This is a genomic window from Runella salmonicolor (assembly GCF_024158025.1).
GTDB lineage: Bacteria > Bacteroidota > Bacteroidia > Cytophagales > Spirosomataceae > Runella > Runella salmonicolor.
The window spans coordinates 15,010-35,143 of record NZ_JAMZEL010000011.1; the positions used below are offsets into that span (position 1 = coordinate 15,010).

Below are 20,134 nucleotides of genomic sequence, written 5' to 3' on the forward strand. Positions count from 1 at the left end.
TACGATTTTGAATAATTGGTACATATACGATTTTAAACACTGTTTGGATTCATGGACCACAAAAGTTAGTCATTTATAAAATTAGAGGGTTAAAAACGTTCAATTTTATAAAATCGCGGTAATTTTACGTCCTTTAGCGCTTTTATCAGCAAAAAGATTTTATACCTCATGTTTTCACTTACCGATAAAGTAGCCCTCATTACGGGCGGTGCCAGTGGTATTGGACTGGCAATCAGTCAACTCTTCGCCCAACAAGGCGCCTACGTCCATATTCTTGAACTGAACGAAACGCTCGCGCAAAGTGTGGCCACTGAACTCCAAAACGAAGGGTTTAAGGCCCAAGCTCACGGGCTGGATGTCTCCAAACAGGCAGACGTGATTGCCACAATTGACGCCATTTCCCAACAACATCCCATTGATATTTTAGTCAATAACGCAGGAATCGCCCACATCGGTAAAGCACATACCACCACCGAAAGTGACTTTGACCGCATCATGAACGTCAATGTAAAGGGCATGTACAATTGCCTTTTTGCTACTATCCCCCATTTCTTGTCCAAAGGCGGCGGTGTTATTTTGAATACCGCTTCGGTGGCAGCATCGGTAGGGATTCCCGATCGTTTTGCGTACTCGACTGGTAAGGGTGCCGTCATTGCCATGACACTCTCGGTGGCTAAAGATTATTTACACAACAACATTCGTTGTAATTGCCTTTCGCCCGCCCGTGTTCATACGCCTTTTGTGGATGGCTTTATTGCCAAAAACTACCCTGGGCAAGAAGAAGAAATGTTTGAGAAACTTTCTAAAACACAACCCATCGGGCGAATGGCAAAACCCAAAGAAATTGCCGCGCTGGCCCTTTATTTGTGTTCTGACGAAGCGGGTTTCATTACCGGCTGTGATTACTTAATCGACGGTGGTTTTGTAAAATTGAATAATTAATAAGAAAAACTGGGAAGAGTGGCGTGGAAAATGAGGGATATACCAACCGATAAAAAACAATTGAAGAGCAAAAAATGGTTATTGATTTGTTGGAAATCGGTGTGTTTACTCATCATCACGCTGTCGACACAGGCGCAGGACGTAAACCTATCGCAAGCTGATTCGTTGTTTTTGAGCGGCCGACAGGCAGAGGCAAAGGTACTGTACGAAAAACACCTTTCGCAGGTCGTCAACACGACCACTATTCCCATTCCGATTTATTATAAATTGGCTTTCATCAGCGAAAAGCAAAATGACTATGCACGGGCACTTTATTATCTAAGCATGATTTATAATAAACAACCCCGTCAAAACATCTTAAACAAAATCAACGAAATTGCCGCCAATCACAACCTGACGGGTTATGAGGTGGATGATTTTAGTTTTGTTTTCCTTTTCTTTCGCAAGTACTCCCTTTATTTTAATTTATTTTTATTGATTGTGGCCATTTACGCATTTTGGGCGTTAAACCAAAAGAGAGTCAGGGGTGAGTCCATCCGAAGTCGCCATAAATTTGTGGTGATTGCTTATTTAATTGCTCTACTTTTGCTGCTCAATCTCCCTGATTCTTACCAGATTGCCATCATCAACAAAGGTCAAACTTATCTGCGGGATGCCCCCTCCTCGGCGGCTCCGGTCACATTGTCGATTGCCCAGGGGAACAAAGTAACGGTCATCGGAGAAACCGACGAGTGGCTCCGTATTTGGTGGGACCAACAGCCGCTTTACGTTCGAAAATTAGACGTTTGGAGGGTACGTTGAAGGATTTTTATGCACAAATTTTTGTATATTCTGAGATAAACCTATATTATTGCAACTAAACAAACAAATCAGCAAATTCCATGAAGAGATTGACGCAAGCTTTACCCGTTTTTTTCGCCCTGTTCACGGTAGGCGTTATGGTTGGCTGTAAAGACGAAGGTCCACACACAAATCCAGAGGTTAAATTTGAAGCGACGTTGACCGGTGCTAATGAGGTTCCTCCTGTTACAACCAGTGCTACAGGAAGGATGGAAGGGATTTACAACAAAGAAACCAAAACCCTTACTTATACCATTACGTATTCTGGCCTTACCCCAACGGCTGGTCACTTCCATAGCGGAAACAGTTGGGAAACTGGAGGAGTAATCCATACGTTTAGCGCAGTAACCACATCACCGATTTCTGGTAGATGGGAGGGATTAAACCAACAGCAGGAAAATTTGCTTTTCTCAGGTCTATTTTACGCAAATCTTCACACGGCTGTTAATAGAGGTGGAGAAATTCGCGGTCAGGTAAATATGTCTGACTTTGTAGCCTGGAAAGCAGCCCGCCAATAACATTTCTGCAAAGACTTTTCAAAAAAAGCTGCCTTTCGGCAGCTTTTTTTATTTCGTCACATTACCAGCATACCAAAAAATAAGCGGGGCATTTGCCCCGCTTACCCTATTACTTATTTCTGAGTAACAGATTAGTTACCAGCAACTTGTGCACGAATGATATTCAAAGCGGCACCTGCCTTAAACCACTCGATTTGTTGGTCGTTGTAAGTATGATTGACCACTACTTCGTCTTCGGTTCCATCAGCATGGTTGAATACCAACGTTAACGATTTTCCTGGAGCAAATTCTGTCAATCCAACAATATCAACGCTGTCGTCTTCCTGAATTTTGTCGTAATCAGCCTTATCCGCAAATGTTAAGGCCAACATTCCTTGTTTTTTCAGGTTGGTTTCGTGAATACGGGCAAACGATTTTACCAGTACCGCACGTACTCCCAAGTGGCGAGGCTCCATGGCCGCGTGCTCACGTGACGAGCCTTCACCGTAGTTTTCATCACCGACCACAATCGAACCGATACCCGCGGCTTTGTAAGCGCGCTGGGTAGCCGGTACTGGGCCATACTCGCCCGTCAATTGGTTTTTAACGTTATCCGTTTTCTCATTAAAGAAGTTTACGGCACCAATCAAAAGGTTATTTGAAATATTGTCTAAGTGACCACGGTACTTCAACCACGGACCCGCCATCGAAATGTGGTCGGTAGTACACTTTCCTTTGGCCTTAATCAACACTTTCAAGCCTTTGAGGTCGGTACCTTCCCACGCTGCAAACGGGTCAAGCAATTGAAGACGATTCGACGTTGGAGAAACTGCAACTGAAATACCGCTACCGTCTTCGGCAGGGGCTTGGTAGCCAGCATCTTCTACGTCAAAACCACGTGGTGGCAGTTCGTCTCCGCTTGGATCGTCGAGTCTTACTTCTTCTCCCAATTCGTTGATGAGGGTATCAGTCAGGGGGTTAAATGTCAAATCACCCGCAATGGCCAAGGCCGTCACCAATTCAGGCGAGCCTACAAATGCCAGGGTATTGGGGTTTCCGTCGGCCCGTTTGGCAAAGTTACGGTTGAACGAGTGAACGATGGTGTTGCGTTCTTGCTTTTCAGCACCCACCCGCGCCCACATCCCAATGCAGGGACCGCAGGCATTGGCAAATACTTTACCGCCAATTTCGTCAAAAGTGGCCAAGAAGCCATCTCTTTCTACCGTGTAGCGCACTTGCTCAGAGCCGGGAGTGATGGTAAATTCAGCTTTGGTTTTAAGGTGTTTGGCCGCCACCTGACGCGCCAAAGAAGCCGAACGAGCAATGTCTTCGTAAGAAGAGTTGGTGCATGAACCAATCAAACCTACCTCAATTTTGGTCGGCCAACCATTGGCCAAAGCCGCTTCTTTCATTTTTGAAATTGGCGTTGCCAAGTCAGGCGTAAAGGGCCCGTTCAAATGCGGCTCTAGTTCGCTGAGGTTGATTTCAATAACTTGGTCAAAATATTTTTCGGGCTCATCGTATACCCCCGCATCAGCCGTAAGGTGTTCTTTTACCGTGTTGGCAATGTCGGCTACTGCATCACGACCCGTTGAACGCAAGTAGCGCTCCATCGACTCATCGTAAGCAAAGGTGGAAGTTGTGGCTCCGATTTCAGCACCCATGTTACAGATCGTTCCTTTGCCGGTACATGACATCGAAGTAGCCCCTTCACCAAAGTATTCCACAATAGCACCCGTTCCACCTTTTACAGTAAGAATACCCGCTACTTTCAGGATTACGTCTTTTGGCGACGTCCAGCCGCTCAATTTACCCGTTAGTTTTACCCCGATCAATTTAGGGAATTTAAGCTCCCACGGCAAGCCCGCCATTACGTCGCAGGCATCTGCGCCACCCACTCCGATGGCAATCATTCCCAATCCACCCGCGTTTACGGTGTGTGAGTCGGTTCCGATCATCATACCACCCGGAAAAGCGTAGTTTTCAAGCACCACTTGGTGAATGATACCCGCTCCAGGTTTCCAGAAGCCAATGCCGTATTTATTGGAAACAGAAGAAAGGAAATCGTATACTTCCTGATTTTCAACCACTGCTTTACTTAAATCTTCCGACGAACCTACCTGGGCCGTAATTAAGTGGTCACAGTGTACGGTTGAAGGGACCGCTACTTTAGGACGACCCGCCTGCATGAACTGCAACAACGCCATTTGAGCCGTTGCATCCTGCATAGCTACGCGGTCGGGACCAAAATCAACGTATGATTTTCCACGCTCATAAACGGTGGTTGCGTCTCCTTGCGTAAGGTGAGCATACAGAATTTTTTCTGTATACGTAAGCGGACGGCCTACCACTTTACGAGCAGCCTCTACTCGTTCTCCGAGCTTAGCATAGAGGCTTTGCATCATATCTAAATCAAATAATGCCATAGTATATGAAATTGATGAGTTAATTTACAGGCATAAAACTACAAACTGTAAAGCAAAATACCCTAAAAATCTTGCTAAATAGTTGTAGAAAACCTTCTACAACCTAAGGAAGCACCTTAGATTCAGGTTTTACTTGTTTTGCAATCGTTGTTCTACCCTGCTGTCTATTATAACCAACATCAATCCACATGCAATCGTTTTTTATTGGCAAATTCTCACAAACTTTCGCTCATTGGTTTCGCCTTCTTTGCCCACGATTATCCCCAGTATCAATTCTTTAGTAGTTAATTTTACCACCCGCGTTTTCTTTTCCCAAGCCACCCCGCCAAGAACTTGCTCCCCCAACGAAATCTCTTTTCCATCAAACTTAAAATCTGTCATTAATCGGGCGGGAAATGCTGGTGCTACACCGTTGGTTCCCGAAAGATTATTTGTCACTTTTAGCTGACCGTCGCTGGTAAATTCCAATAAATACGAATTTTCGGGGGCTTTTTTCCAAGAAGAATCGGCAATAACGGGACAACAGCCCCCAAAATAACGAAACTCCGTCATCGTCCATTTACCAGTTAAAATCGGCTGATCAGAAATACATCCCGCCGCCTCTGGGGCCAGTAAGGCATCTGAAGTGGACTGACAACGAATACCAATCAAAGCCACCAGTCCGAACAAAATTATTTTTTTCATTGTGTCAACGCATTCTGCTTGTAATAGTACAGACAGCTAAAAAAAGCTGCCAAAACCATGACGCTGACATCAAGCCAAAGGTTGGAATGGTGTATTTATTCTACCAACCACTTATTTTGTACATTGTATTTTGCTTCCAATACAATCTTATAAAACTTTGAAGGAATTTTTGTTACATCTATCAGGGCTTTTTCGTTGACGACGGGCACTTCGTCCATGAGCAAATAGCGATCTTTTTTACCCTGCTCAAATTCATTAGTGGTGGTTAGCCATATTTTTACGGTTCCTTCCTTTTCTAGCGCTTTCCACGTCAAGTCCAACTGATTTCCCTCTTTTTTCAAGGTTGAATTTACGAGCGACAGTTTGCCCGTTAGCGCGGTTCCATCCACTTCAAATGCCTGTATTTTAGGAATCGAAACGCCCAAATGCCGAGCAATAGATGGCATAATATCCACCACAGCAGGCAGCGTTTCGGCTCCCGTTTTTCCCTGAAAATACGCATTGAGGTCTTTGGCATTGGTCACAATCCAAGTGCTCCGCTCCCGGTCCGACTGCCCTCCGTGGTTTTTGCCGCTTGCGGCGTCGCGTCCGTGGTCGGTGGTAATAAACAGTTGCCATTCTTCCCCAAAATTTTGCTCACGGTACTGAATGGCCTTCCACAAGCGCCCCATCTGGTTGTCCATCAGACGAACGGCGTTGGTAAAACGGTCGCTGTCACCGAATTTATGCCCCATGTCGTCGGTATATTCCAAGTAAACCCACGAAAGGTCAGGAGCTTCGGTTTGGAGGTATCGGGCGGCTTCGTCAACCACCTTTTCGTCAATTTGATGGATGTATTCGGCTTCTTTATCGTGCGGAAAATGAAGCGTATCCAATTCAAACCCGTCAAAGAAATAATCTAATTGTAGTTGGTTGGTTTGCGGCAACCCTTCCCCAATCAGTTTTGTACGATTGTCGAGCCACGTTGAAAAAACGGCCGTTTTCTTGTGAGGATACTGCGCTTCAAAAAACCGAAAAATAGTCCAATAATGATAATTAGGGTCTTTGATGTTATTGTCCCACACGTTGTGTTTGTTTACCCACGTTCCCGTCAACAAACTATTGTACCCCACCGCCGAGATGGTGGGAGTTTGAGAATAGGTATTTTTTTTGCCGCCCACGTATGCTCGCGTGTAGCCTCCCGTTTGGGCAATGGCCGTCAGATTTGGCAATTTTAACTTTTCAATCACATCCGCCGCAATTCCGTCGACAATGACAAAGAGCGCTTTTTTCTTCTCTGTTTGGGCTTGAGTAGGCTGCAAAAAACAACCCCCAAATAAGGCAAAAAACAACGAGGCTAAAACAATTCTCATACCTCTGATTCAGAAAGGGTTATGGTTGGTTCGACCGTCGAATTTTCGGTTGATTCGGTTTTGGTTTCGGCAAAAAGTTTCGCTTTCATTACTTCTTCCAACGTTACATGGAAGAACTTTTTGTGAATATCAAACGACTCTTCTTCTCCCTTTTCAGCGCATTTTACATAATGCCCATCTTCCAACAACTCGTACGAATTGACGTTGTCACGAAGATTGTAGTCCAAAATATTGATGGCCTGTTGCTTCACGCGGGGATTAACAAAGGCAAACATGGATTCAATCCGGCGGTCAAAGGAGCGCACCATGACGTCGGCACTGCCTCCGTATATTTTGGGATTGCCGTTATTGTGAAAATAGAAAATCCGGGTGTGTTCCAGAAAATCACCCACAATAGAACGCACCGTAATGTTTTCACTCAACCCTTGCCGCCCAGGACGAAGACAACAAATACCCCGTACAATCAGCCGAATGGGTACCCCCGCCTGTGATGCCTTGTAGAGTTCCTCAATAGTTGTTTTATCTTCCAAAGAGTTAATTTTAAAGCAAATACCGCTCACCAGACCGTTGGCCGCATTGGTAGCTTCTTGCTGAATCAACTTGATGATTTGCTTGCGCATGTCGCGCGGAGCGGTGAGTAAATATTGGTAATCATTGGGTAATGAATGCCCCGTAATGACGTTGAAAAACTCGGTAATGTCGCGGTTGTAGACTTCATCGCAGGTCAGAAGGCCAATATCCGTGTATAGCTTGGCCGTTTCTTCGTTATAATTTCCACTGGCCAAGTGTGAATAACTGATGACGCCCTGCTCTTCGGCCCGCACAATCTGAAGTAGTTTGGTGTGGGTTTTGAAACGGCTAATGCCGTAAATAACAAAGCACCCCGCTTTTTGCAGGCGTTGGGCTTCCCGCATGTTATTTTCTTCGTCGAAGCGGGCTTTTACCTCAAAAAGCACCGAGACGTGCTTGCCGTTTTCGGCGGCTTTAAGCAATGCCTCTGTGATGCGTGATTTTTTGGCCAAACGATAAATGGTCAATTTAATCGCCAACACTTTGGGGTCGTCAGCGGCTTCTTCCAAAAGCTCCAGTACGGGCTCAAAATTATTGTAAGGGTGATGCAGAAGTATATCCCCTTCTTTGATGGTTTCAAAAATATCCTCCATCTCTTCGCGAGTTACCCCCAAAGGCGGTACGGGTGCGGGAGGGGTAGGAACCAACTCCGCAAACTCTGGGTGTTTGATTATTTGCCACAAACAAGTAAAATCCAAGAGATGTCGGCAGGTAAAAACGTTATAATCGTCTATTTCCCAACGTTTTTTCAATAAATTGAGCAGCCATTCGGAGATATTTGGCTCCACTTCCATACGTACCACTCGCCCCAACCGACGCGTTTTGAGCTTTTGCTTTACTTCGTCCAAAAAGTCGGTTTCAACGTCGTCGTTGTCATCAATGGAAAAATCACCATTTCGCACGATTCTGAACAAATGCATGTCCAAAATCTCGACATTGCGGTACAGTTTGCGCAACTCATGCCGCATGATTTCTTCAATGGGAATAAATACCGTTTCCCCGTTTTTCCGTTCAATTGTATACAAACGTTTCAGATTGGCAGGAATCTGAACAAACGAAATTTTACGATTTTCTTCATCTTCCTTCACCGATTCGGTGGCGCGAGTGACGACGGCGAAAATCAGGGTTTTGGCCAGCAGAATGGGGAAAGTATGCGTATAGTCAAACAACATGGGCGTAAGCATGGGATAAATCGTACGGTCAAAGTACTTCCCAACTTCTTCCTGCTCAGGCACTTCTAAATCATCCCAGCGACCAATTTTTAATTTTTGTTCTTCAAAAAGGGGCAATAAATCATTCTCAAAAACCTCGTCCTGTTCCTGCGTAAACTTGTGAATGGCGGAAAATAGTGCTTTCCGAAACGGAATTTCCCGTAATCCCGAATAATCCACCCGCTCTTTTCCGTAGTCAAGATAATTGTACAAACTCCCCACCCTAATGGTAAAAAATTCATCAAGGTTTGAATCTGAAATCGCCAGAAATTTCATCCGCTCAAATACCGTCCGACGAGCACTGCGCGCCTGGTCCAATACCCGGTAATTGAATTGTAGCCAGCTAAGGTCGCGGCTGATAAAATTACTTTGCTCAATGGTCTGACTAAGGCGTTCGGCCGAGCGGGCAAAGCGGTCTCCGTCGTAAGGTGCTTCCCCTTCCTTCACTTCTTTACGGTCGCGAATAAAAGAAAATAAAGAAGAAAAACCACTTTTGCGATTATCGTTAGAATGCTGAGAACTAGGCATAAGAAATTCGGAATTTAAAACAATCTTTTAACTGAGATAACCAATGGAATATATATTTATTCAAATGCGTAAACGTGGTGATTATTGTTCAGAAAGAGCGTTTTCTGCAAAAACAGCTCTCTTTTCATTTATCCCATTGGTCACGTAAAGAAATAAGGTCAAAGGTACTTTATAAAACAATTGAGCCACTCGTCCCGGGGGCAGAGTGGCTCAATTTAATGGTTTGTTAACACTAACAATTAGACGTCCACTCTCGCATATTTAGCATTACGTTCAATAAACTCACGACGGGGGGCAACTTCGTCGCCCATCAACATCGAGAACAGGTGGTCTGCTTCGGCCGCCGAATCAATGCTTACCTGCTTCAAACTGCGGCGCGTAGGATCCATGGTCGTTTCCCAGAGCTGCTCAGGGTTCATTTCTCCCAAACCTTTATAGCGCTGAATGTAAACACTGTCTTCTTTGCCACCCGCAATTTCCATCACCGCTTGTTCGCGTTGGGTTTCAGTCCAGCAGTAGCGCTCTTCTTTGCCCTTCTTCACCAAATACAACGGCGGCTGTGCAATATACACGTACCCGTTGTCAATGAGGTCTTTCATGTATCGGAAGAAGAACGTCAAAATCAACGTACGGATGTGGCTTCCGTCCACGTCAGCATCGGTCATGATGATCACTTTGTGGTAGCGGAGCTTGTCCATATTGAGGGCGCGCTCGTCGCCATCTTTTCCAAACACAACTCCCAAAGCGGTAATCATGTTTTTGATTTCGTCGTTTTCGTAGATTTTGTATTCCTGCGCTTTTTCTACGTTCAGGATTTTACCGCGAAGCGGCAAGATGGCCTGAAAAGCACGGTTACGTCCTTGTTTAGCCGAGCCACCCGCCGAGTCCCCTTCCACGAGGTACAATTCGCAGCCCGCAGGGTCTGTTTCGGAGCAGTCAGCCAGTTTTCCAGGTAAGCCTGTGCCTCCCAATACCGTTTTGCGTTGCACCATTTCACGGGCTTTGCGGGCGGCAATACGGGCTTTGGCGGCGAGGATTACTTTATCAACGATGGTACGTGCCTCTTTGGGGTTTTCCTGCAAGAAGTTGTCGAGCATTTCGCTCACCACTTGGCTTACCGCCCCCGCCACGTCGGAGTTACCCAACTTGGTTTTGGTTTGCCCTTCAAACTGCGGTTCTTGCACCTTTACCGAGATGACCGCCGTCAGACCTTCGCGGAAGTCATCGCCGCTGATTTCAATTTTCTCTTTGGCCAGTATTCCCGACTTTTCGGCGTAGTTTTTCAGCGTCCTTGTCAGCGCCATACGGAAACCCGATACGTGAGTACCGCCTTCGATGGTGTTGATGTTGTTGACGTAAGAAACCACGTTTTCGGAATACGACGTGTTATAAATCATCGCCACCTCTACTGGTACCACCCCTTTTTCATTCTCCATATAAATGGGAGTCGGGATGAGGTGATCGCGGGTGTTGTCCAAGTAAGTTACGAACTCAACCAAACCACCCTGTGAATGAAACTCTTCGTAGCGAGGCTGACCACTTTCGTCAAGGTCTCTCAAATCAGTGAGTGTCAGCGTGATTCCTTTGTTCAGGAAAGAAAGTTCGCGAATACGGTTAGCAACGGTTTCGTACTTGTACTCAGATGCCGTAAAAATGCTGTCATCAGGGAGGAAGTGAACAAAGGTCCCAGTGTCGTCGGCTGAGCCAATGGCACGAACAGGATATAGGGGCTTGCCGATGCTATACTCTTGCTCAAATATTTTTCCCTCACGATGTACTTCAACACGCAGGTATTTTGAAAGGGCATTAACACAAGATACCCCTACCCCGTGCAATCCACCAGAAACTTTGTAGGTATCCTTGTCAAATTTCCCCCCCGCATGAAGTACAGTCATAACCACTTCAAGGGCCGACTTTTTCTCCTTGGTATGCATTCCCGTCGGGATTCCCCGTCCGTTGTCCTTTACCGTTACGGAATTGTCGGTATTAATTACTACCTCAATCCGATCACAATACCCCGCCAGCGCTTCGTCAATGGAGTTGTCTACAACCTCCCAAATAAGGTGGTGAAGGCCTTTTACGCCGATGTCACCAATGTACATTGCGGGACGCTTCCGCACCGCCTCCAGACCCTCAAGAACTTGAATGTTTTCGGCTGAATAATTACTTTTGTCTACTTGTTCCGGAATTTCAATCGTTTCGTTTGCCATATTTTGGAATTAGTAACGAATAGGGTGCTCCCACTGTAAATATTTCAATTTTTTAACGCGTAAAGATACAAGAATCTGGGCAAAAATCCTAAATTTTACTGGTTTAAGGCAACCTATACGTTTGAACTGACTGGTGGTTAATTCCGAACAATAAATAGGGACCCACGGCACGTATAGAGCGCACCTCTCCTTCGATGTTTAAACCTGATTTTTCCTGATTTGCATAACGAAAATCGTGATTACCTGCGTTTAGAAATACCTGCCCTTTACTGGCGTCAATTTTTCCCAAACGAACGCGGGTCCGATCCAAATTGCCGCCCAAAATTACGTCTAGCTTACCGTTTTTGTCGATGTCTACCACCTCAATACCGTACACAGGAGCGAATTGGGCCTCAATTGGCAGAGGGTTGAAAACGAATTGGCCACGCTCGTTCCACAGGACTCCCGTGCGTAATTCCTGCGCACCAGATTGGCGCGACGACTTCAACAAATCATCGCCCAACATTTCAGGCAGGGTGGCATTGGCGTACGTCACGTAACTAGAATATTTCTTTTTGAGAGCGGGGATTTGGTCCAACAATTCATCACGCCCCGCATAAGGGTATTCTTTTCCGTTCTCGGTAACCGCTACCAACGGCAACATTCCGCCATTTCCTGAAAAATCGTTAAAGTACAATTTTAGTTGGTCGCCCGAAGTAACGTGGTATTGGGTATTGAGGCCCATGTTACCAATCACAAAATCATCATCCCCGTCGTTGTCTAAATCCGCTTTTGTGAGTGCATAAGACAGCTGAGAAGTAAGCGATTTCGTCGCTTCTTTGGCTTCATTCCATTTTCCGTTTAGATTGAGATACACCGTGGGTTTCATCCATTCACCCACAAGGAGTAGATCAGGTTTTTTGTCACCATTTACATCGGAAAAAGCCGCTCCCGTTACTAATGATGAATGTGAAAAAGTACGCACCGCCGAAAAATTCCCTTTGCCGTCATTTTGCATTAAAACCGACTTCTGTGCCTCCGGATACCTTCCGGGTGTGCAATGCGCCCCGATGAATAAATCTTGGTCGCCATCGGCGTCAATATCTGCCGCTACCACGACCGATGCATTGATGCGTAACTTGCTAAAATCATCTGATAATCTAGAACCATCGGATGGTTTGGACGATTTTAATCCGTCTGACGGTTTAGAACCGTCGGACGAGTTTGTTCGTACAAATTTTCCTTTTTGATTAAAATACAAACGAGGTTGCAAGAGCGAATCCACGGGCGTTAAGGCGTAGCCGGCACTGACTACCGCCAAATCTAAATCGGAATCGCCGTCGGCGTCAAAAAAAACCGCACTCGCATCCTCAAACACAGCATCTTTTTGAAAATCTACCTGTAATGAGTTGACAAAGCCCGCATTCGTTTGGACAAACAATCCTCCTGCCTGCCCACGTCCGCCACCGATGTATACATCTTCACGGCCATCGCCGTTTATGTCGCCTTTGGCCATGCAGGGCCCCACCCCCGAAAGCATTTGAGGCAGCAACGTCTGAATTTTAAAATCATTGACCAAGGGAATGGAATGGGTAAAAAGAGAGGACGAAACTGGCGTGAGCAGTGGCCGCTGAGCAGTGAAAGCTGAAAGGCCAGCAGTGGTCAAAATTGCGTCGGCATAATCCGTAATAAGGCGTTGGTTAGTTTTAGGGGCTTTGACCAAAAATGATTTTCCATCGGCCCAAGTGACGGTCAGTGAGTCAATCTCTGTGGTTTTTCCCAGCCCAAAATGCAGCGGCACGTACATCGACGACTGAAACCCCCGAACGGGCTGAAACTCCTGCGTCTGCGCCAAATTTTTGGAATACACGCGTACTTTCGCGCCGATTTTCAAGGCTTCGTTGGGGGCTTTAAGTAGCACTTGAAGGTAGTTTTGCGGGCTTTTCTGCTGTCCGTTGTTTTGGTAAATAAAGGCTTTTTCGCTCACATTATTTGTCACCAAATCCAAGTCCCCATCGTTGTCCAAATCAGCATAAACCGCCCCGTTTGATTGACTTGGCTGCTCAAACCCCCACTCTTTGATTTTATTGTCAAAGCCCCCCTCCCACGTTCCTTGCTCCGTAAAGCCTTTATTTTTGAAGATATAATTAGGCTCGTTGATAGGCGGCATTTTGGCGATTACGTCCATCGTTTCAGGATTTTTACCTGTTTGGCTGATTTCCGTCTGTACGTCTGCGGAGTATTTCAAAAACTCCATGTTGGTATAATCCCGGGCGTATCCATTGGTAATAAAAAGGTCATTGAATCCGTCATTGTCAAAATCGGCAAACAGCGCTGACCAACTCCAATCCGTATTGGAAATCCCCGCCAATTGCCCGATTTCAGAAAATCCTGCTCCTCCCCCCAACTGAGGGCCTGTATTCAACTGCAACATGTTCCGCATCGTCTGCTGGTGAAAGCCCGCCCGAATAAGGGACTGGTATTTATCGTAATTATCATCTCCCGCCGTGAGTTTGATGCGTTCGTTTTGGGCGGGCAACATATCCAACGTCACCATGTCCATCCATCCGTCGTTGTTGACATCGGCGGCATCCGTGCCCATCGAATAGAGAGAGGTGTGTCCCATTGCTTCCCGAATGGATTCTTTAAAGCCTTTTCCCTGCTGGTTAATGTATAAATAATCGTTTTCGTTGTAGTCGTTCGATACGTATAAATCCAGCCAGCCGTCGTTGTTTAAATCCGTCACATTCAGCCCTAAACCAAAGCTTAATACGTTGTTAATCAGGCCCATTTCGCGTGACACATCCACGAATTTTCCCGCGTCATTTCTCATCAATTTACTCCCGTAACGGGTATCGGTTTGCTCCCGGTATTGCGCAATCAAATTGCTAAACCCCGCGTATTCTTGCACCGAATGGTTCAGCAAAAAGCAGTCTAAATCTCCGTCTTTGTCGTAATCAAAAAATGCGGTCTGCGTGGTGTAGGAGGGGTCGTCGAGGCCATATTCAGCCGCTTTTTCAACAAACCTAACCCCATTTTCGACTTTGCCTTGGTTGATATACAATAGATTACGACGCAAATTCGGGTCTTCGGCTCCAGAGCGCGAAACGTAAATATCCAGCCAGCCGTCGTTGTTTATATCAACAACCGACACGCCCGTTTTCCAGCCGCTGTGTTTGATTCCTGCGGCTTCGGTGATGTCTTCAAAAGTGATACTTTCGCCTTTTTTCGTCGTATTCAGGTACAATTTATCGGCTACCATATTTCCCGTAAAATACAGGTCAACAAGGCCGTCGTTGTTGAAGTCACCCGCCGCCACTCCCCCACCATTATAGAAATAACCGTAGCCTAGTACATTGTTATCGGCGTCTTCTTCCACAAAATTATTGAAGGTCACCCCCGTATCGTCGGCGTCTAAGCGGGTAAACAGGGTATCAGAATCGGGGCGGCATGATGCCAAAATCGACCCAAGGGCAAGCGTAAAAAAGCATTTAAAAGCAGACATCTACGTAAATTTCAAGTAGTTACGAAAGTTAAAAAAACAAACCTTGGGAGATATTTTATCGGTGTTTGTAACGAATTTTAGCTTATTCAAACAGTTTCAGTAAATCAAATTCTTTAGCTGAAAGACCTTTGCTCAATTTCAATAAATGTAAATCGATAGCGTCAGGCTCTCTATTTTTTAGTTTTTGATTCACAAATTTTTTCAGGTACAAGGTCAAGCGATTGTCAGGGTTATAAGGTTCTCCCGAGCCCAGGTTTTCGGGCCATGTTTCGGCCTGTTCTAGATAAAGTTGTGCTTCTTTGTATTTTTTTCGGTTGGACAATTCGGCGGCGTACCGAATATTGGCCTCACGAAACAACGCATGAGCTCCCGAAGCGCCCTCGTTGGGCAGGATATTCAAAGATTGCATCAGCTCAATGCATTCTTTATAGCGCTCTGATTTCAGGAGTAACCGCGCCCGCTGTTGCCCCAAAATATACACTTCGTGGTCGGGCAGTGGGGTTTCAGATTTGCCAAGCCTTTGAGACTTAGAAAGTCGTGATTCATTGACATCGAGGGCTTTTTTTAACTGCCCGTTTTCGGCATAAAAATCCGCGAGGGCTTTTACGGTTCGCCAATTGTTTGGAGCCAATTCATAGGCTTTTTCGAGAGCGGTTTTTACTTGGGCTTTGTCTTTTTTCAATACCTCTGCTTTGTACAAATAATACGAAAAAAAATCAGGTAGCGGGTTATATATTTCGATTGCCCTAAAGTCACTTACATCGTGCATACCACGCACTGAAGCCATTGCGAGATGCTGATAGTAGCGTAATTTCCCGTGTTGTTTTTTCGTCAAACCCCATTTTAAAACTTCCACCGTTTCGTTACGAAAAGGGAAAACACCTTCAGGAGAGGCCAAAAGCACGGCTTCCAGGGCTTGCGCCGATTCCGCTTTTCGGTTCAATTTATCCAACAAATACGCCTTCCATAGATTCACCATTGGATTGGAAATCGACGATTCCAGTACCTCCAGACTTTCTGGGTACAGCCCCAGTTTTTCATAACTGATAGCCATTTCCAAGTAGGTTTCAGAAGGCAATTCACTCCGTATCATTCCCAGAAACTGCTGTTTATCTTCCGGTTTCTGCGTCATCCGGGCTATTTCAAACCGAACGAGATGATTCAGCGGGTCGTTTTGCAAAATCTCTTTTGCTTTTTGTAAAGCCGCCTCATTTGATTTCAACAGGCGTAACACAATAATTTCGAGGGCTTTAGCGTCCCAGTGGTCAGCTTGGCGTTCCTGCGCCTGCTTTAAAAGCGCCAACGCCTTGACATAATTTTTTTCTCTGACCGCCATTTTTGCCAAATGATACAGCGCCGCAGCGCGATAAGTCGGGTCGAGGGAAGCCGTAGCGAAACGGTCTTTGGCCGCCGTCCACATTTCTCCAATACCTTCGTAGGCCAAGCCGGCAATAAAATTGGCTTTGGCATCATAGGCATTATCACCTAGCACAAAATCAGCAACTATACCTGCACGGGTGGATCCTCTGACATAAGCCACTTCTGCCTGTAAGACCTGTGCAGGCTTAAAAGAAGGGCTTTTTTCCAGTAATGTATTAATTATTGAATCCGCTTCTATGTACTTGCGTTGATTCATCAAATCTTTGGCGTGGAGATACATGCCATAATCTGATTTCCAATCAATTTTTTTTGCAAATCCTAAAAACCGTTGGGTATTTGTCGACCTTCCATCGGCCAGAATCTCCACCCCGACCTGAATCCTGAGCGAGGCGAAATCACCTGTCCACTTTACCGAATCACGCACCATTTCGAGCGGTTTTAAAGACAGTTTTTTTGCAAAAACAAGCGTATTCCTTTCCAGCACTTTCAACGTATCCTGCACCGTCGAAACCGCGCAATAATCCAGTTTGAGCCAACCATCCTGCACGCGCAGATTCATTGCTCCCTGCGGCGTGGCGTGGGTCAGGCCACGGGTATTTTTGACGGGAAACCAGTATTCCGTCCAACTGTCATGCGTGTAGGGCATGAATGACACGTGCTTAAAAGGACTGTACATACTGCCTTCGGAAGCCTGATTGAACAACCGCCCCGATTGTAATTCCACATACTGCCCGTCGGTATCGGTCAGGAGTTTTTCCCAGATCATACCTTGGCGGGAAAGGCCCCAAATCCATATTTTTTTGCCCAATTTCTCGTGATAGGGCGAATATCGGGCAAAACCCATGTTGTCGTTGTGCCAAAAACCGCCGAAAAAGTCGGTGTTTTTTCCCAACACATGATAGGATTTATAAGAGCCGAAGTTGTTTTGTTCGTAAAAATTCAGGTTCCTGCCCAACGAATCCTTGGGCCACGTGCCCGCCTCACCGTTGTGGCCGATGTAATTTGTACCCGGAAACACAAATTCAAGATTGCCAGCGGCTTTGAAACCCGCATTCATCCAGTGATAATAGCTTGTTTCTAAAGGCGTTGCATTATACCAATGCGATTTAGTAGTAAAGTACGCTTTGTCTTTCGGCAGATTGACCTCCACCATCCAGCGCGTTCGGGCTGACCAATCCCACGCCCCCAAAAAGCAACTAACGCTCCCATCGTCATTGGTGCGGGTAAAATAATCGACGGGTGCCGAGACAGTAGGTGCGTGACCAATGTCGCCGAAGTTGATTTCTATCCCACCCGATGTCCAAGCCCCGCGCATGGCCACGTCGCGGAATTTGACAACGTGGTTGAAATAGATAAAAGGGTAGTTGGTTGATTTCTCATACGCCCCCCAAATCTTCCCGCCGATTTCGGGGGTGATGTATACTTTGATGTAGTCGTTTTCGAGTTCAATAAACTTCCATTCTTTCATCACGGGTTGAGTGGTGTAGCCGTCATACCTAAAATAAGGGTACACCCGCCCTGGCTGGGGCACGGGGTCAGGGTCCGAAAACGGATAGGTGGTGAGGGTTTGGGTTGTTTCGCGGACCACCGCATTTTGGGCCGTTGAAACTTGGACCAGTCCCAAAAGCAGGCCGATAAACAACCCATGTTTTAGGGATAAAAAATGAACCAGACGCATTGGTTTGTATGAGGTTATTGGATAATGCAAGATAAAATTTTGGCTTGGTTTATGCCGTTTTTTTGAGTAAAATTGTCAAAAAAAGAACATCCTATGGTTGTTATTGCCACCAAACGACGTCCCAAAATTCGAAAAATTCCCGCCCACTTGGTCTACGAGGAGCTTGACGGGCAAGCCTTACCTTATCGTGGTTATTTAGAGGTATTATCAGGGAAAAAAACATTCGAAGAAATTATGGGCAGCAGTTCATTGCAGGCAGTACTTGTTTCTATTATCAATTGGTTTGTTAATAATAACATCAATCGAAAAAAATATTTAGTAGCCTCCAATGAGTCTGGGTTGCATGTAAATTCAGGGAGTAATCTAGCCAACGATATTGCCGTTTTTGAAAAAGAAAAAATTACGTTGACCGATAAATACTTTGACGTAGCCCCCAAAATTGTCGTTGAGGTCGACATTAAAATAGCTCTGGAAGGAACTGGCCTCACGAGTGACCTAGAGTACATGTTGAACAAATCGCAGAAAATGCTTGATTTTGGTGTCGAAAAAGTCATTTGGATCACCACTCAAACCAAGAAGATTTTTGTCATTACTCCCAATGCGCCTTGGTATTTAGTCAATTACGATGAAAACATTCCGTTATTGGATGACTGCGTCCTGAATCTTGCCCAACTGCTTCGGGACGAAGAAATTGAGTATTAAACCAAAAACGGGCGATTTCTCGCCCGTTTCGGTCATTTATCTTCAAAAGTATCATTAAGGTTTATCCCACCACAAACGGGTCGTTGATTTATCTGCGCCACCCAATTTGGATACGCCAGAATCAACGCCAGCCTTGTTGGTGCTGATTTCGCCCGCAACAAACGGTGCTCTGCGCACAATACTGCCCACTGGTACATCAGGGTCATCTGAATTTACCCGAGGATAGAGTTTAGGGAATCCTGAACGACGGTATTCGGCCCAGGCTTCAAAGCCATAAGGGAACAATGCCAACCATTTTTGCGTCAATATTTGCTCACGTTGCTTGGCGGCCGTGGCTTCCCATTTTACGGGAATGTCGGTCATGCCGGGGCTTTTTACCACATCATTTAAGGCAACGGGCGTAGAGGTACCAGCGGTGTAAGCGGCAATCGCAGCCGCGTCGGTGATGCCCCACTGAGTCATAGAAAGCGCAATTCCTTTTTCATATAAGTCTTTAGCTGTTCCGCCCATGCTCCAGCCATTCAAAGCACCTTCGGCGCGGAGGAAGTGAGCTTCGGAAGCAAACATAATACCCCAAGGTTGTGTAAAACGCGCGGCATCCTGAAATGCAGGCGCTACGTTTGAATTGGCTCCCGGCGCATTTTCGGGCAAGCCCAATTGCACCTGCGAGTATCCATTACGCAATCCTTTGTAGGTATCGCCCGACACTGGACTGAAAAACTTGCTGATGCGAGGGTCTTTGTAGCCTTTGAGCGTACTTTCCATGGCAGCACTCATTCGGAACTCATTCCATGCCGTGATACCACCGAGCGGGTTGGGTGAGTTTGCAGTTACTTTGATGAAAGCATCATCGGCGTTTGTTTCCAATGTACCAGCAGCAACAGCAGCTTCTGCCTCCGTTTTGGCCAAGGCAGGGTCTACTTTTGACATACGAATGGCCAAACGCAAACGCATGGTGTTGGCAAACTTAATCCAACGATCCACGTTGCCGCCATACATTTGGTCATTGTTCCCCAAAATGGTTTTGCCTTTGGATTTTTGCAGTTCAGTCACCGCCGCTTTGAGCGTGGCCAGGAAGTCTTTATAGATAAACTCCTGACTATCATACTCTACAACTTTTTCGCCGCTACCCACTTTTGAGTACGGAATCGCGCCCCAATAATCGGTCATGGGCAAATACATCTGTACTTTCCAGATGGAAGCCATCGCAAAAATGGCCGCATCTTCGGCCTGCCCGCCGGGCTTGGTGGCATCCAACACCACCAAAAGCGGCGGAATCTGCTGTCCATAAAAGTTATTCCAAGCACCATTCAGCCAGTTGCCCACCATCACGTTGCGGTCAGAAGGGAAATTGATGGCTACGTTGGCATAATATTGCGCGTGCAAATCGGCGAATAAACTTTCCATCAACTGAAAAGGTCCACGGTCGCCAAATACGCCGCGCCACTGTGCTGCCGCAAAGGCATTTCCTACGGCCGACTTATCAATGGAAGTCAGCTTTGTTTTATCGGTATTGAGTGTTTCAAACTTATCAGTACAGGCATAAAACCCAACCGAAGCCGTCAGCAGCATACCAACCGGAATGACAAGTTTTTTGAAAATTTTCATTTTGTCTCTATTTGTAATGTTA

At 46.0% G+C, this 20,134-nt stretch carries 12 protein-coding genes; 4 read left to right on the plus strand and 8 right to left on the minus strand.

Translation table 11 applies throughout. The features are described from left to right. Window positions 1-168: 168 nt before the first annotated feature. The 3 genes from NCI00_RS21780 to NCI00_RS21790 all read left to right on the plus strand — a co-directional run bounded on the left by NCI00_RS21780 (window position 169) and on the right by NCI00_RS21790 (window position 2,300). Window positions 169-942, plus strand: a complete 774-nt coding sequence (locus NCI00_RS21780) for an SDR family NAD(P)-dependent oxidoreductase (RefSeq protein ID WP_253531163.1) — start codon at window positions 169-171, stop codon at window positions 940-942. A 60-nt stretch (window positions 943-1,002) separates the two neighbouring features. Then, on the plus strand, window positions 1,003-1,743 hold the full coding sequence (locus tag NCI00_RS21785; RefSeq protein WP_253531166.1) for an SH3 domain-containing protein: 741 nt from the start codon (window positions 1,003-1,005) through the stop codon (window positions 1,741-1,743). An 80-nt stretch (window positions 1,744-1,823) separates the two neighbouring features. After that, window positions 1,824-2,300: a CHRD domain-containing protein gene (locus tag NCI00_RS21790; protein ID WP_253531169.1), complete on the plus strand. Its 477-nt coding sequence runs from the start codon at window positions 1,824-1,826 to the stop codon at window positions 2,298-2,300. Window positions 2,301-2,431: 131 nt separating this feature from the next. On the opposite strand, the gene NCI00_RS21795 is transcribed toward NCI00_RS21790, so the two are convergent. The 7 genes from NCI00_RS21795 to NCI00_RS21825 form a co-directional block, all read right to left on the minus strand. Continuing rightward, window positions 2,432-4,705, minus strand: coding sequence for an aconitate hydratase (locus tag NCI00_RS21795; RefSeq protein ID WP_253531172.1), 2,274 nt, complete (start codon window positions 4,703-4,705; stop codon window positions 2,432-2,434). A 201-nt stretch (window positions 4,706-4,906) separates the two neighbouring features. After that, window positions 4,907-5,389 carry a hypothetical protein gene (locus NCI00_RS21800; RefSeq protein ID WP_253531175.1) on the minus strand — a complete coding sequence of 161 codons (483 nt, stop codon included), beginning with the start codon at window positions 5,387-5,389 and terminating at the stop codon, window positions 4,907-4,909. Between the two features lie 95 nt (window positions 5,390-5,484). Continuing rightward, on the minus strand, window positions 5,485-6,741 hold the full coding sequence (locus NCI00_RS21805; RefSeq protein ID WP_253531178.1) for an alkaline phosphatase family protein: 1,257 nt from the start codon (window positions 6,739-6,741) through the stop codon (window positions 5,485-5,487). Beyond that, on the minus strand, window positions 6,738-9,050 hold the full coding sequence (gene ppk1, locus NCI00_RS21810; RefSeq protein WP_253531181.1) for a polyphosphate kinase 1: 2,313 nt from the start codon (window positions 9,048-9,050) through the stop codon (window positions 6,738-6,740). The genes NCI00_RS21805 and ppk1 overlap by 4 nt, the downstream gene beginning before the upstream one ends. A gap of 239 nt (window positions 9,051-9,289) precedes the next feature. After that, window positions 9,290-11,260 (minus strand): DNA topoisomerase (ATP-hydrolyzing) subunit B, encoded by a 1,971-nt coding sequence (gene gyrB / locus NCI00_RS21815; RefSeq protein WP_166558886.1) that lies wholly within the window; start codon window positions 11,258-11,260, stop codon window positions 9,290-9,292. A gap of 103 nt (window positions 11,261-11,363) precedes the next feature. Next, on the minus strand, window positions 11,364-14,744 hold the full coding sequence (locus NCI00_RS21820) for a VCBS repeat-containing protein (protein ID WP_253531184.1): 3,381 nt from the start codon (window positions 14,742-14,744) through the stop codon (window positions 11,364-11,366). Between the two features lie 82 nt (window positions 14,745-14,826). Further along, window positions 14,827-17,802, minus strand: coding sequence for a DUF5107 domain-containing protein (locus NCI00_RS21825; protein WP_253531187.1), 2,976 nt, complete (start codon window positions 17,800-17,802; stop codon window positions 14,827-14,829). 93 nt (window positions 17,803-17,895) lie between these two features. Between NCI00_RS21825 and NCI00_RS21830 the strand changes: the two genes are divergently transcribed. Continuing rightward, window positions 17,896-18,504: a PDDEXK family nuclease gene (locus tag NCI00_RS21830; RefSeq protein ID WP_253531190.1), complete on the plus strand. Its 609-nt coding sequence runs from the start codon at window positions 17,896-17,898 to the stop codon at window positions 18,502-18,504. A gap of 54 nt (window positions 18,505-18,558) precedes the next feature. Here the strand turns inward: NCI00_RS21830 and NCI00_RS21835 are convergent, their stop codons facing one another. Next, window positions 18,559-20,112 carry a SusD/RagB family nutrient-binding outer membrane lipoprotein gene (locus NCI00_RS21835; RefSeq protein ID WP_253531193.1) on the minus strand — a complete coding sequence of 518 codons (1,554 nt, stop codon included), beginning with the start codon at window positions 20,110-20,112 and terminating at the stop codon, window positions 18,559-18,561. Between the last annotated feature and the right edge of the window lie 22 nt (window positions 20,113-20,134).

Excerpts from the sequence above, each read along its gene's own strand:
- NCI00_RS21780 (WP_253531163.1), top strand. The coding sequence starts at position 169 with ATGTTTTCACTTACCGATAAAGTAGCCCTCATTACGGGCGGTGCCAGT.
- NCI00_RS21790 (WP_253531169.1), top strand. The coding sequence starts at position 1,824 with ATGAAGAGATTGACGCAAGCTTTACCCGTTTTTTTCGCCCTGTTCACG.
- NCI00_RS21795 (WP_253531172.1), bottom strand. The coding sequence starts at position 4,705 with ATGGCATTATTTGATTTAGATATGATGCAAAGCCTCTATGCTAAGCTC.
- NCI00_RS21800 (WP_253531175.1), bottom strand. The coding sequence starts at position 5,389 with ATGAAAAAAATAATTTTGTTCGGACTGGTGGCTTTGATTGGTATTCGT.
- NCI00_RS21805 (WP_253531178.1), bottom strand. The coding sequence starts at position 6,741 with ATGAGAATTGTTTTAGCCTCGTTGTTTTTTGCCTTATTTGGGGGTTGT.
- ppk1 (WP_253531181.1), bottom strand. The coding sequence starts at position 9,050 with ATGCCTAGTTCTCAGCATTCTAACGATAATCGCAAAAGTGGTTTTTCT.
- gyrB (WP_166558886.1), bottom strand. The coding sequence starts at position 11,260 with ATGGCAAACGAAACGATTGAAATTCCGGAACAAGTAGACAAAAGTAAT.
- NCI00_RS21820 (WP_253531184.1), bottom strand. The coding sequence starts at position 14,744 with ATGTCTGCTTTTAAATGCTTTTTTACGCTTGCCCTTGGGTCGATTTTG.
- NCI00_RS21825 (WP_253531187.1), bottom strand. The coding sequence starts at position 17,802 with ATGCGTCTGGTTCATTTTTTATCCCTAAAACATGGGTTGTTTATCGGC.
- NCI00_RS21830 (WP_253531190.1), top strand. The coding sequence starts at position 17,896 with ATGGTTGTTATTGCCACCAAACGACGTCCCAAAATTCGAAAAATTCCC.
- NCI00_RS21835 (WP_253531193.1), bottom strand. The coding sequence starts at position 20,112 with ATGAAAATTTTCAAAAAACTTGTCATTCCGGTTGGTATGCTGCTGACG.